Origin of the sequence: Arthrobacter globiformis (genome assembly GCF_030818015.1) — a bacterium.
In the GTDB taxonomy this organism is placed as follows: Bacteria; Actinomycetota; Actinomycetes; order Actinomycetales; family Micrococcaceae; genus Arthrobacter; species Arthrobacter globiformis_C.
Map to the genome: position 1 here is coordinate 2,130,624 of NZ_JAUSZX010000001.1, position 12,745 is coordinate 2,143,368.

A 12,745-nucleotide genomic window follows, 5' to 3' on the forward strand; every position below is an offset into this window, starting at 1 on the left:
GAAAGTGGATCACGTAGTCCTTTGTGGTGCAGTGGCTATGCGTTGCTGGCGGTGCGGCGGCGGACCAGGAAGACACCACCAATTGCTGCCAGCACCAGGCCACCTCCAAGAGCGACAACGCCCGTGTTGTCGCTAGTATCCTGCCTGACACCGGTGGGAGCCCCGCCTACCGGCATATTGGGTACCTGGGGAGGCGCCGCTGTTAGTCGGGCCACTAACGAGGCATCATACGCAGGCGTTCCGGGTGCATCGCAACCTACACCGTCGCGGTCCCGGTCCAAATGAGTGCCGTAGCCAGGAGTACCTGCGGGAATGTTGTACACCCCTACAGCTGCTGCTGCATCACAGTTCGGGAATGGGAGCGTTACTGCCGCTGCGGGCGTTGCGGACAAGGCTGAAAGGCCAACCACTGCCGCGAACGAGAGACCTGCTGCGCTTTTTTTCATCATGTTTCCCCCTATGGAACATCTGACGGCCGGCAGATGCGATCTGCCAGACAAGCCGCGTCTAACGCTTTGTTTCTATCGCATCGGAGGAGCCGGAAGGAAGTCCTTCGTGCCAGATTTCTCCCCAGACCGGGGTGTCATCCTGCCAAGCCGGCGGGCGAAGGGTCCGGCGCCGGCCTTGCTACCAGCTCCCACCGGACGCCTCCCTTGCCCACCCGGTTTTTCACTTCCAGATCGGATCCGCTGGCATGGCTTGGAGAATTGGAACCGGCAGCCGGCACACCAACTCCGCTTGGCTCCTAACCTCAGGGCAACCTCGCGACGAGGACAGACCGCAGCAACCTTTCCGCGGCCTTGGCATCCGGGTCCCAACGAAACGGAACATCTCTCCGTGCCAGTTTTGCCGCGTTCGAGACCGGTCATTGCGTGGCGATGGCTACCTCCGTGGTCACGTAGCGTGTCCTGCCACCTGCCCGTGAAAGATTCCAGACGCTCGTGCCCGGCGACATTGCCGGTGACCGGCATGCCAGCGAGTCTTTCCACCGGCACCTGCGGAAGCAGCCGAAACCTTGAAGGGTTCCGGGCGACACGACGTCTTGGCGGACGGCTGGGAGGGATGTATCCGTTGGGATCACTTTCAAAGACCACTGGGACAGGCCGATCAGGACAGGAAGAAGTGGCTTGGCTCCTGGACGCCCGATCCTGCCGCACCCCATTATTGCAACCATCCTTGAACAGTCTGGCCGGGACGTCGAGTGCGACCAGCACGGCCGATGGTGCTGTCGCAGGAGGCCGCGGCTTGATTCGCTCAGCGGCCGGCGGCCCAACCGCACGCCCCCTGGCATGTCGTCTTCAGGGGGATCGCCCTGTACAGCGTCAGGGCTTTTTGGTTCGGCCAGCTTTCAGCGCGCTCCATAAGTTGTCCGACGGCGGGGAGGCCCTAAAAAATTCTCGAACTTGTCCGGCGCCTTTCCCCCCGCCGGCTGTTAGCGTGGAGGCCGAGCCAATGAAGGAGGAGCGATGACGACCAACTCACCTGCCTCGCCGCCCGAGGACGAACCCCAAAAGGATGCACAGGGCAAGGACGACGGCGCGATCCCTCAGGGCGGGGACGGCATTGGTATCACTGCCGATGCGGAGCCCAACACATTCGAACCCGAAGAGGACCCTGACGCCACGGAGGAGCCAAGCCGCTGAGGCTCCCTGCCCGTTCAGGGAGTCTGCGATGGCCGTTGCAATTGAATACTGCGGCCTGACCGATTCCGACGATTTGCTGTCCTGTAACCCACAGCGGGCGAAAGGGCCGGGTATAGCTCTAGCCCTGCCATTCAGGTCTTGAGGTTCGAGACACCCCAGTCACGCTGAATGTAGCCGGCCACCCGTGCTGCGACATCGGTTGAAGGCAGCCCGTTAACCAGCCACGACATGGCCAAGCGCCTCCGTGTCATATTCGTATTCGGGGTAAGACAACACTGCCGAATCCCAAGCCAGCCAAATCTGCATCAACAAAGACGCGTCGTACGGCCCAGCGCCGATCCTTGTCCCGTTGATTCATATCGAAAGTCTCCTTGGACCACTGGCAGAATCCTGACAATAACCTGTTCCCCGAACCAGTCCCTTCTTGAACTAGGAACTCCCTGAGCCCATCCCCCTTTGAGAACTGATCCCTTCTCGCGATGAGCGCATTCGAAGATACCTCGTTCGGCGTCCAGTGTTATGCGCCGCTTTTTGGCCGCACCTAAGGGCATGTGAGGAAGACCGGCGCGCCAGCAGGTGGCTGACCGCCAGCAGTTCAATGGCTATGGATTGGCAATGTGCGGTGAAGGAAGCCATCCCACTTGGGCTCATACAGACTTCCAGCGGGCATGTCGCCCCGGCCTGGCACCCGGTTCACCGCCTTGGCCGTCGCCAGGGACAGCGGCGGCCGGAGACCCTGCGGCAGGGCAGGCATCAGCCTTTAATCCTGGAAGTTGGCGAGGTGTTCGCGCAGGCCGGGGTAGGCGCTGTTCTCGGCGAGGACCTTCTCGAAGTCTTTCCCGGCCAGGGACCGCTTGCCTTCCTTCAGGTAGGTCAGACCCCGCTCGATGAGTGCCCGCTGGCGCAGTTCGGCCGGGCGGGAGCGGACGCGCAAGGCTTCCTTGAATGATTCCCGGGCCGCGTCCGGGTAGCCCTGCTCGCGGAAGGCGATGCCGCGCTGGATCAGCAGGTACGTGGCCGCCTCGTCATCGTTGGTCAGCCCCTCGGTGAGGTCCACAACGTCCGCCCACCGCTTCTGTTCGATGTAGAGCTCGGCCAGGGACACCGCAGTGATGGTGCTCGGTTCCAGCTGGTCGACGACGTCCACGGCGGCGGGGAGGTTGCCGGCTTCCTGGTGAAGTTCGGCGAGCATGAGTCCGATGAAGTCCCGGTCCGGCGGGAGGACCACGTCGACGCCGTCCGCGATGGACAGGTTGAACCCGGCGGCGGGCAGGTACTTGGTGATGAACTCGTCCTTGGCCGGGTCGTAGCCTGTGCTGAACAGCCAGGACAGCAGGTCAATGGCGCGCTGGACGTCGCCGGAGGGAACAGCGGCCAGCGTCGCCTCAAACAGGGCTGCAAGCGGCCGGGCAGGTTCGTAGTCGTTGCCGATCCGGGCCAGGGCTGCGGGGTCGCGCTGGGCGATGACTGCCTTGTGCAGTTCCTTCTCCCACTTGGGGGCAAACAAGCCGGGCGTCGCCGCCTTGGGCGCCGGTGCCGGCCGCGACGCAGCTGCGGCGCGGGCGGGAGCCGCCGACCGGCCCGATGGTGAGGAGAGGGTCTTGGTGTGGGAGATGCCGGAGCCGGGGATGCTCAGCGTGCGGGTGACCCGGCCGGAAGAGTTGGCGGAGATGCGGGCGCCTTTGACGCCGGCGCTGAGGCTGATGCTTTTCGGGGTGACGGTCATTCTGACCCCGGGCGCGATCTTGAACGACTTGCGTACCCTGAACCCCATGCTGGCCCCCATTTTCAATGCTCTTGCAGCTACCCAGCGCAGCCCGGATTCAGTATAGGTTCAGGCCGGTTCACCGGCCGCCGGCAGTGTGAAAATCGGGTCCCTGGTGGTCTTCAAGTGTTTTCTCCCGAGGCCTTCTTGGCCCGACGGCGGTCTTCCCGGGCGACCCGGCGTGCGACAGGGGCCAGGACGTTCACGGCCGGTACTTCTTCGAGTCCGGCCCGGTGTCGGCGGATTGCTTTACGGTGGGATTCGATACGGATTTCGGCGATCTCTGGGGCGACCGGTTCCAGCTTTGATTCGCCAGGCGTTTCTCGATGGCGGCGATGGCCTGCTCGTGGCGTTCGGTGTCATGGTCAGCCCCGCGTAGTGGCGGCGGACGGATTGCCGCTGCCGCTCATGTGTGGGGCAGGCAGGGGAAGTCTCACCGGACAGGACTCCTGTATTGAAGCTATGGGGCCACTTGAAAGTGATGGTAATCCGGGCGTTCCCAGCTTCCGCCCCATTCAAAGCCATGCTCTTCAAACGCAGCCACGATCGGATGGCCGGGGGTGAACATGCCGGGGACCGGCTTGGACCTATCGAGGTGTCGTACACCCTCGGGCGGGGACCACCGCAAGTCGTGCTCCTGGTACGGGTTGAGCACGGGGTTGATGTCCACAGCCCTTCCCAGCGAATGCAGGGATAGTTCGCTGGTGCCTGCTATCGGTCTAAAGTTGAAGCCGGACGAGTTGTTGGCGGACATCGAGGCGTCATCATCGCCAAAGAAGGCGTCTATGGGAACTGCGCTGTGGATGGGGAAGCGGAGCGTGAGCGCGAGGTTCATGATCTCCAAAACGGCCGGGGCCAGCTCGGCGAGGACCACCAAGGAGCCCTCGCCAAGTCTGCCCTGGAAGTCCACGTGGGTGAACTGGACCAGTGCCAGCTCCCTCCAGGACACCGGGCATGCAGGGTTCCAGCTGTAGGGCAGATCATCTGCGGTGACAGCAAGTATTCTCTCCATCAGCGCAGGCTCTTCCAGAACATGTTCGTCCCTCCAGTGGATGCAACCGTGTCGTGTCCGTAGCTGTTTGTAAGCATGACCCCTGCGGTGGTCACGCTCAACCCGTCCTACCGGTGGCAGGCGGGGCCATGAGGCTGCCTTCAAGGTCTTGGCTTCCGCGACCGCACGCTGTTGGCGGATGGAGCAGGGCGAGGGTGTGTTCCAAAGCCCGCAGTAGTGAGGGGCCCACCGGCGGCGGTTTGGAGCCGACAACGTCGAGGTGTTCTTTCCAGCTATGTCCGGGTTCTGGATCCAGGATGGCTTGAACCCGAGCTTTTGGGCGAACTCGGGCAGTTCCTCAGTCGTGTGTGCGGTGAGGTGCGACCAGCGGGCCCTGATCCGGCCGAGCGTCGCCGGGGTCCGGAAGTTATCAACATAAACCGCCATGGTCGTTCACCGCGCCCGTCACACCGGGAGGTCCTGCCGCGGAAGTCGCTGGATGAAGAAGGAGCCTGGGTTGCCCCCGGCTCCTTCTTGTCGTCTAGCTTCTATTCGCTTGTTACGAGGCTTCGCCCAGGTACATCTTTACGCTGGAGCGCAAGGTATCCGCGTGCTCGTAGATCTCATCGAGCGCGGTGATCGGATTCTGGTCTCGATCTTGTTCTCGTCGAACACACCGAGGTACTTCTGGGCGCGGTTGAAGTGCAGCCGCCCGATCGGCTTACGGTTGTTGTCGTCCAGGAGGATGGCGAAGTAGGACTTGGCGTCACGCTGGACAACCCGTGCCGGCTTCACCTCGCCGCACACAATGGCACGGACGATGTGGTACCCCTCCAGCTCTTCGAGGGTCGTCTCGATGCCGTTCTCGATGAGGTCGTCTTCGGCCGGCTTTTCGCTGGTTACGGTGGCGGCGATCTCTGCGTCGGCAGCCATCGGGAAATTGGGCTGGCCGAGGGCGGCCTTGAGCCGCTCATTGACCTGGTCGTTGAGGAACTGCTTGGTCGCCTTCGTGACAAGGCTCGTGAACTGCTCGCGCACCTTCTGTGTGTAGGCCCCCTCGTAGACCTTGGACGTCAGGAACTTCACCCAGTCGTCCTCGGGCTGCTTGAACTCGGCGGCAAGGGCACGCTTGATGGCGCCGATGTACTTCAGCTCGCCGGCGGCGCTGATGATCGAGTCCAAGGAAACGTAGCTTGCGATGCCAGATGTGCGCCTAGACACCAGCGTCTACCCGGCCGGGGTCACAATAGGGTGAGCCCCCTGGCTCTCAGGAGCATCCCGGCGAACGCAGTGACCGCCGCTGCGACGGGCCCGCCGCGAGGCTGGCCCAGTGGAGCGTGGGAAGCTTGCTAACCACAAAGGGCAGGTTCGAAACGGCGGGGATGTCAGTCAGGATTGTGACGGTCAAGACCCGGTTCGGGGCTCCTGCTGCTCGGTCTTCCACCGTCGGAGCAGGTACAGCAGCCAGATCGTGGACGCGACTGCCAGCAGCGGAAATACGGGCTGGCCACTGATCACGAGGACGGCGAAGAGGACCCAGAGGATGCCGGTGATGACCGCATTGGAGATCAGGGTTTTGCGGGTGACCGGGTAGGAGGGGAGGGTAATTCCTTCAGCGCGCAGCTGTCGGGTCTCCAATACGGCTCCGCGAATCAGCGGTGCGAAGAGGGCAGCCGCTCCTGTCAGGGTCAGCAGTGAGCGCCAGGGCTGGGAAACGCCGGCGACCTCCAGGATGACCCCGACCAGCCAGCCCACGAGGAGGAACCACAGGAGCCCCCAGGCAACGAGTCGCCGGCGCTTCGGCGGCATGCCCTCGAGCGAGTCCGGAGGCCAGGACTGCCACTCGTACTTGTTGCCGTTCGCGCCTTGCCCGGTGACCATGACCCGCCCCTACCTGCTCTGCAATTCGAGCAGCTGCATCCCGGCCTCTCCGGCAGCGATCTCCAGCGGCCCCTGGTCCGTGATCATGGCGAGGATCTTCCATTTCCGCTTCGCGTCCGCGGGGCGCTTTTGGGGCCGCGGCAGCTCGTGCAGCGCCGTAATGCCGGAGAAGGTGCTGATCGGACCGGAGGGTTCTTCGATGTCGCCGTACAGGGCCTGGAACCTGATGGTGCCGTGACGTATTTCCGCGTAGCCGGGCTTCCACCGGTCCTGGAGCGTCCCGGGAGGAGCGTCGGGGCTTCGGATAGCGCATTCGATGAGGCCGCGTTTCCTGTCGCTGTCCAGTCGTACTTTCCGCAGTGGAACGGTCAGCCACACGAAGACCAGTGCTCCGGACAGCACGAGGGCAACGGCAGCCAGGGCTGACGGCCAGAAACCCAGGTTGCTGCCGATGATGCTTCGTATCAGGAAGCCGAAATAGCAGAGCGCGGCGGACAGCTTGCCGTAGACCGTCTCGCGCCGGCTGCGCTGCGCCGGCCTGAGCGTCTCGGCTGCCATGGGCGCATCCTACTCCTGCAGGGGTCGCCGCAGGTGGTGTCCGCCGGGCCCGGGGGTACAGGGGGGTGCATTCCGGACCCGGCGATCTGAAGCTACGGTTCGCGGCTACCTCTGCTCCAGTGACAGGACCAATATGCATCCACCAGACTGTAAAACCCGTGGTCTACCTGATAGCCGGGGCTCGTTTTCTCCCCCCAGGTGAGGGGTCTGGGAGAATTTCTTGAAGACTTTTTCCCAAGCTTTACGGACAGGATTCCGTGCCCGTCAGGGGCTTGCGGCCGCGCTGCCGCTGTCACCACTGGTGGGCGACGTCGATCACGAGCCGGGATCCGTTGCCGGGACCTGCGAGGGTGAAGACCCTGAAGGGCAGCCGGGCGCGGACGCCGAGGCCCAGGGTGGTGCGGCCCTCGAAGCTGCCCGCCCAGGCAACCTGCCTGAACGTCTTGTACGTCGAGACGTTGACCACCTCGGAGCGGTTGCCCGGCACGAAGGTAGCCTTGCCGGTGGCGCTGACATAGCTGGGTGCGTGGACGGTGACTTGCAGGAATGCACGGCCTCTCAGCTTGATGGGCAGTCCGGACCCGTCCTGGACAACCTTTGGGACGTAGCGGACGTTGTAGCCGGTTGCCTTCCCCTTGAGGTCGATCACCAGGCGGTCGAAGCAGTAGTACTTCCCCGAGCGCACATTAGTTACTGATGCAGCGCTCATGGTCTGGTTGGTCTTGGCCAGCGAGCCCCATGCCAGTCGGCAGTGGGAAGGGGTTGCGGAAGCAGCCCCCGGAGCCATTAGGCCCAGCCCGAGAGCCATCATGATGACTGCCAGCCAGGCGCTTACTTTTTTCATGCGGGCACCCCTTTCGGGTGTGAGTGATTTGGACGACACCAGAGTAGGAGCGGCAAAAGCCCGAAACGAGGGATGTTTTCGGTTCTTCGTACAACCGTTAAACGGGAGGGAAAACGATCACGGGAGCGTAAATCCGGGGGCCCGTTTCGGCACCCCCGAAAGACGTTCGTGGCCGTTTCTCAACTCTCCTGTTATCGCCGGTAACGGCCGATACGGCGCCGGAAGCAAGGGCAGGCGACTCCGGTCCCTAGCTGGCCACCCGAAAACCATCCGGGCGCACTTCGGCCTCCTAGAGTGCCGATGGTTGATGGATTCAGCGGCGGGGCCGAGCTTCGTGTCACCGCTCTGACGGCCGGTCCGGTGCCCGTCTCGATGATGGTCCTGTTCGGCGCTGACCTGGGCTGCTGGCAGCTGGCTCATTCTTGGCAGCGGCTACACTAGTCGCGCCTCCGAAGCGGCAGCGGCAGCTTCCCGAACGGATGGCTGAGGATCTCAACGGGCAAGGATAGCGGGCTCCTAGGCCTCACCTGATGCCTTGATGCTGGCCTTGATGTCCTCCAGAACTGCCAGGTCCTCGGCGTCCGGCTCTGTACGGACAATGGCGAGCGTCTGCACCATGTGTCCAGGTCGACCGACGTGATCGTGTAGGTGTCCGTGCTGACTGTAAGCATGCCGCTGTATTCGGGATCCTCCAGATTCGTTAGCGCAGCGGTCAGCGAGCCGTTGTCCTCCAGGATTGGCCGGCTGGCGTCCAGCTGCCAATCATCATGTTCTCGGCCCAGGAATGTCGAGTACCGCGGCAGCACGAGGGACCACGGTGGATAACGCGGCGGCAGTGTGCCCCTGCCCGGGGCTTCCTCGACACGGCCTGATGCCAGCTCAACCCGCAGGCCCCACGGAGCCCTCAGTGACCGGCCTGGCGCCGTCGATGCTGACCTCCCAGAAACCGCCCCGAATGTACCGGAAAAAGCCCGCCTCGCCCTCCGGCCCGGACGCACTCCTGAAGCGGGTGGCAAAGTCCCCGGCGACAAACCCCGGATCGGCGCGGGCCAGAAGTCCGATCAGCTGCTGAATGGGCGTCACCTGACTGAGGGTCGGTAGTCAGGCCAATGGTCCCGGTTGTACCCGGACGAAGCCTCGGGCCGTGCAGGACGCTTCCACCCCCCGGAGAAGAACCCCTGTTCCTGGGACGACGCCTCCTCCGAGGCTGTCCCGTCTGGCTGAATCTGCGCATCACTCATTGGCTCCCCCTGCCTTTGTCCGGCCGCGGATTAGCTGCCGTATCCCGCCCGCAGTCTACTTGCGGGGCCAGTATGCGGAGAAGGGGCATGAACCAAGTTTGATCAGCCGTCGCCGCGTGCCTGACGGACGGAGTATCCCGGGCACATCATCTGCCTGCGTCGGGACTGCCATCGCCGAGAAGGGCGCAGAGCTGATGCCCTTGACCAGCCGGACCCAGGGGAGGAAATGCTCGCGGCTAACCTTGTTGTGACCGAGCAGGGTGCTCAGTGTTCGTGTCTAGAGCTCGAAGAAAGAGTCCGCTCCCAAGACGGGCGGCGGATGGATAAGGTAGCTCGATGGAACATGCGTGGGCGCAGCACATGCTCTTCGTAATCGAACACGCCATTGATGCTTTGGCGACCGGGCCGGAGCGCATCCAACAGCGGCTCGCGGATGCCTACCAGTACAGCGGACTGGCGGAACAAGTCGCCCCCGATTCGGAACTGCCGCCCACGATTTTGGCCCTCCAACTTGACCTGCAGGCAGCGATGGAGACGGTGCATGACGCCGAACGGGGCCAGGCAGTCGCCAGTGCCTTCAGTCTCAGCGATGATCAGTGCATCATCTTCGTCCGCAGAATCCTTGCCGCGGAGCGCGAGCTGCGCGAACTGTGGGCCCAGCACGAGCAGCGCTGACTCGGCGAGAAGCCACGGCCCGGAATTTTTCTCTGGCGGCCAGCGCGCCCGGTTCCCGAGCCGAAGAAGTTACACGAGTGGAGGACCCGCCGGGGGACCAGCCACTCGGCAAAATCTCTGGCATAAATCCGGGACTGGGCCGCTCCTTCCTCCTGGCGTCCCGTCGGGAGCTGTCCTCGCAGGCCAGACCTGAAGCAGACTTACGCCTGACTGGCGGTGATAGTCCTGAGGCAGCGCCAAGCGCGGGTGAGCTTCCGGGTTATCCCGCAGCCCTGCGACGGGCTTCCTGCTGATGCTGCTCCAGCTTTGCCTCCGCTTCCCTTCGTCGCTGGAGGATGCCACGGGCCTGGGTGATCGTGGGGTGGCGGTGCTCGCGTTCCCAGGAGTGGTCGTTGGCTCCGGTGCGGGCAGCGGCTGCTCCACCGTGGGGGCTGTTGTCTTCATTCATGGCGGAATCTCTCTTGATGGGGTGAAAGCGCAGATGCAGAAACGGCGGGCGGGATAATCCTGGCTGCTGCCTGTAATGCGGGTGTGTCGCCTGCAGCGGGTGGGTCATTCCGGCAGTTCCATCTGGAAGCCGCAGTCGCATCTGAGAACACGAGTGGAGAGGTAGACGCCCAAGGCGTCCTTGGCTCCTTCCTCGGTGGAGACCGGCACGGAGAGCTTGCGCAGCTCTGAACCTGCCTGTTCCATGGGCTGTCTGCAGTGCATGTAGTTGCTGCCTAATATGAGCACGTCCGCTGCCTGTTCCGGACGGGCCAGGACCTGGTTCAGGTCGACGGCCTGGGCCGGGTGCTCATCGAAGGTCCCGCATCGGCTGCATGTGTAGGACACGAGGACGACCTCGGGCGGCTGGGCCGGCATATCGGTGACGGATCTGATGATGAGATAGCGGTCTGTACCGCAGTTGCCGCACATCACCGGCGGTACACGGTGCCGCCCGGCGCCGTCACCGCGGAAGTGAAAACCGGAAACCATGATCAACCTGCCTGCGGGTAGCTGGTGAGTGTGTCATTTGCTGCGGCGGGACCCTTCGCAGCCGGTCGTGATGCAGGGCGGTGCGGCACATTCGCGTATCGTTCCAGAAGGCCGTTCCGGGCTGGGGTCGGGCCGGCCGCAAGGGATTGCCGTGTCCGGAGCAGATGCGCGGCGTAGGAAAGGAACAGCCGGAAATATGGGGTAGCCATGGCAGGCTCTCTGCTCCGAGTGCGTGATGGGCCACCATGCGGCTACAGCGGCTGTTCCCGAGGGAGTGCACAATCCCTGGACGGGTGGTGCCCGCGGAAGAACTTCGACAGGCAGGCTCCTCCTATTGAAGCTACCCTGCGCTGCCCTGTCTGCATAGGCCTCACTTTTGGCGGGCACGCAGGATGATGAGCCAGCGCTGCGGCCCCCGTAGGGATTCGTGGGTGCTGAGCGCAGCCCGAGCCCCGCCGGGTGCACATTTCTTGTTTATTCCAGTGGGCTTGGCGGCACTGCTCGCTTCCTTTCGGGCTTTCTCGACGGCGCCGGGCGGGTCGACTCTCGGACGGCGGGACCGGATGCCGCACGGTCCTGAGCTTTTGCTCACCACCGGAGACGATTCCCGCCAGGGATCAGAATCGATCCTCCCTGCCCTTTTTCGGTTCAGCTCGCCGGGGACTGGGTACGAGCACTGTGAAAAAGAGTGAAGTACGCGGCGCCGGCAGCGCAGGGGTTAAGGCCCGGAGGAGGAAGACATGCAGACTGTCGAGGAAACCATCGAGGTGGCTGTTCCAGTGCGCGAGGCGTATGAGCAGTGGTGGCTGTTTGAATCCTTTCCGCAGTTCATGTCGGGCGTTCAGTCGGTAAGGCGGGTCAGTGACAGGATCACGCACTGGGTGACGAACATCGGCGGGGCGGAACGGGAATTCGATGCAGAAATAGTGGAAGACCGCCCGGACGAGCGGATGGCGTGGCGCAGCACCGACGGCATCACGCACGCTGGTGCCGTGGCGTTCACGCAGCTGGGCCCCCGCACGACGCGCGTCTGGGTCCGGTTGGAATGGTCGCCGGAAAACCTGGCAGAGAAGGTCGGGGCAGCCCTGGGCTTTGACAACATGCAGGTTCGGGCAGACCTGCTCCGGTTTAAGGAATTCATCGAATCCCGCCCCGCCGGCACCGACGCCTAGCAAGGAACGCTAAACGGCCCTGCAGGACAGTGGCGGCCGGCTCGGAGGGTTCCGGGGTTGGGTCGGACCGGCGGCGAACCGGGATTTGAAGCTGCCGATTACCGCCCGCATTGAGCACAGCCGGCTAGCGGATCGACTGGCCGGAATCTGATCGCCGATGGGCTCAGCAGCGCGCCCGTGAGCGTCACCGGTCCGTTCCTCCTAACGCGCTGCTGACCGTCATCCGGCATTGCTGGACAGGTGGCAGGGCAAAGCCGACAATGAGGTTGACGTCCCGATCCTCGTTCAGGGCGGGCACGGCCGGAACGGGAAGACCCAGTGCTGGGGAGATCTTATGCGATGGACATGGTTGGGAGTGTTCGTGGCTCTTACCATCATTGGCAGCGCGTACATGGTTGGCGCGTCGGCCAGTGCTCTGGGTGACCGCGCAGCTCCTGTAGCGGAAGTTTCCTCAGCCTACGGTGTACGGCTGCAGCAGCCTTCTCCTACGGAGGCCCCCACGGGCGTGACCCCGGCGCCGACAGGAACAGCAACACCTACCGAATCCTCGCCTCCTGTACCCGGCAACACTGGCACGCAGCAGCAACCCGATGGTGGTATTGCGCCGCTGTTAATCGCGGGCATTCTGCTTCTTGTTGTTCTGCTCATCGTTTCGTATTTGTGGAGACGGCGGGGCAAAGTCCGTGACCTATGACAGCAAGCTACCTACCGTCCGCGATTGACATGTGATGTGGCCTTGGTGCAGATGAGATCAGGAAGGCGCCGCTCCTGGCTCTTTGGTTTGGCTTGTGACCATCGCGGATGGATACGGCGAGGAGCTATTCGCAGCCTCCAGTTGACCGTAGAAGTGACGGATCGGCCGTGGGCGGCGATCCCGACCGGCTCCCGCGCGTAACGGGGGAGTCTGAGGAATGCGATAGGCCGCGGACATCTGCCCCTAGCGTCCTCACCACGTTTTGCGGGGACGGCGAGGGCCAGCAGCACGCTGAAGGTGGCA

The 12,745-nt window shown here is 63.5% G+C and carries 13 protein-coding genes and 1 pseudogene; 3 read left to right on the forward strand and 11 right to left on the reverse strand.

Annotated features, from left to right (window positions below):
- Positions 1-35: 35 nt before the first annotated feature.
- Complete coding sequence (locus tag QFZ23_RS23700) at positions 36-449, reverse strand: excalibur calcium-binding domain-containing protein (RefSeq protein WP_373427866.1); 414 nt, start codon at positions 447-449, stop codon at positions 36-38.
- A 1,017-nt stretch (positions 450-1,466) separates the two neighbouring features.
- Between QFZ23_RS23700 and QFZ23_RS09770 the strand changes: the two genes are divergently transcribed.
- Complete coding sequence (locus tag QFZ23_RS09770; protein ID WP_306922498.1) at positions 1,467-1,643, forward strand: hypothetical protein; 177 nt, start codon at positions 1,467-1,469, stop codon at positions 1,641-1,643.
- A gap of 760 nt (positions 1,644-2,403) precedes the next feature.
- Here QFZ23_RS09770 and QFZ23_RS09775 read toward each other — a convergent pair.
- From QFZ23_RS09775 to QFZ23_RS09805, 8 genes and pseudogenes are all read right to left on the reverse strand, one after another.
- Complete coding sequence (locus QFZ23_RS09775) at positions 2,404-3,417, reverse strand: DUF4236 domain-containing protein (RefSeq protein WP_306922500.1); 1,014 nt, start codon at positions 3,415-3,417, stop codon at positions 2,404-2,406.
- A gap of 451 nt (positions 3,418-3,868) precedes the next feature.
- Positions 3,869-4,420, reverse strand: a complete 552-nt coding sequence (locus QFZ23_RS09780) for a M15 family metallopeptidase (RefSeq protein ID WP_306922502.1) — start codon at positions 4,418-4,420, stop codon at positions 3,869-3,871.
- A 342-nt stretch (positions 4,421-4,762) separates the two neighbouring features.
- Positions 4,763-4,846: pseudogene (locus QFZ23_RS23705) on the reverse strand (DUF4031 domain-containing protein); the annotation flags it as partial.
- Between the two features lie 138 nt (positions 4,847-4,984).
- Positions 4,985-5,620, reverse strand: coding sequence for a hypothetical protein (locus tag QFZ23_RS09785; RefSeq protein ID WP_444861245.1), 636 nt, complete (start codon positions 5,618-5,620; stop codon positions 4,985-4,987).
- A 183-nt stretch (positions 5,621-5,803) separates the two neighbouring features.
- Positions 5,804-6,280, reverse strand: coding sequence for a hypothetical protein (locus tag QFZ23_RS09790; protein ID WP_306922504.1), 477 nt, complete (start codon positions 6,278-6,280; stop codon positions 5,804-5,806).
- A 9-nt stretch (positions 6,281-6,289) separates the two neighbouring features.
- Positions 6,290-6,838 carry a hypothetical protein gene (locus QFZ23_RS09795; protein ID WP_306922505.1) on the reverse strand — a complete coding sequence of 183 codons (549 nt, stop codon included), beginning with the start codon at positions 6,836-6,838 and terminating at the stop codon, positions 6,290-6,292.
- 292 nt (positions 6,839-7,130) lie between these two features.
- The gene (locus QFZ23_RS09800; RefSeq protein ID WP_306922507.1) at positions 7,131-7,682 is read right to left on the reverse strand and encodes an AMIN-like domain-containing (lipo)protein; all 552 of its coding nucleotides are present in this window, start codon (positions 7,680-7,682) and stop codon (positions 7,131-7,133) included.
- A gap of 879 nt (positions 7,683-8,561) precedes the next feature.
- Positions 8,562-8,765: a hypothetical protein gene (locus QFZ23_RS09805; protein WP_306922510.1), complete on the reverse strand. Its 204-nt coding sequence runs from the start codon at positions 8,763-8,765 to the stop codon at positions 8,562-8,564.
- Between the two features lie 494 nt (positions 8,766-9,259).
- Here QFZ23_RS09805 and QFZ23_RS09810 point away from each other — a divergent pair, with 494 nt between their 5' ends.
- A complete protein-coding gene (locus QFZ23_RS09810; protein ID WP_306922512.1) occupies positions 9,260-9,598 on the forward strand; it encodes a hypothetical protein in 339 nt (112 codons plus the stop codon).
- 259 nt (positions 9,599-9,857) lie between these two features.
- On the opposite strand, the gene QFZ23_RS09815 is transcribed toward QFZ23_RS09810, so the two are convergent.
- Both QFZ23_RS09815 and QFZ23_RS09820 read right to left on the reverse strand, forming a co-directional pair.
- Positions 9,858-10,046, reverse strand: a complete 189-nt coding sequence (locus tag QFZ23_RS09815) for a hypothetical protein (protein ID WP_306922513.1) — start codon at positions 10,044-10,046, stop codon at positions 9,858-9,860.
- A gap of 104 nt (positions 10,047-10,150) precedes the next feature.
- Positions 10,151-10,576, reverse strand: coding sequence for a hypothetical protein (locus QFZ23_RS09820; protein ID WP_306922515.1), 426 nt, complete (start codon positions 10,574-10,576; stop codon positions 10,151-10,153).
- Between the two features lie 740 nt (positions 10,577-11,316).
- Between QFZ23_RS09820 and QFZ23_RS09825 the strand changes: the two genes are divergently transcribed.
- On the forward strand, positions 11,317-11,748 hold the full coding sequence (locus QFZ23_RS09825; protein ID WP_306922518.1) for an SRPBCC family protein: 432 nt from the start codon (positions 11,317-11,319) through the stop codon (positions 11,746-11,748).
- The last annotated feature ends 997 nt before the right edge of the window (positions 11,749-12,745 follow it).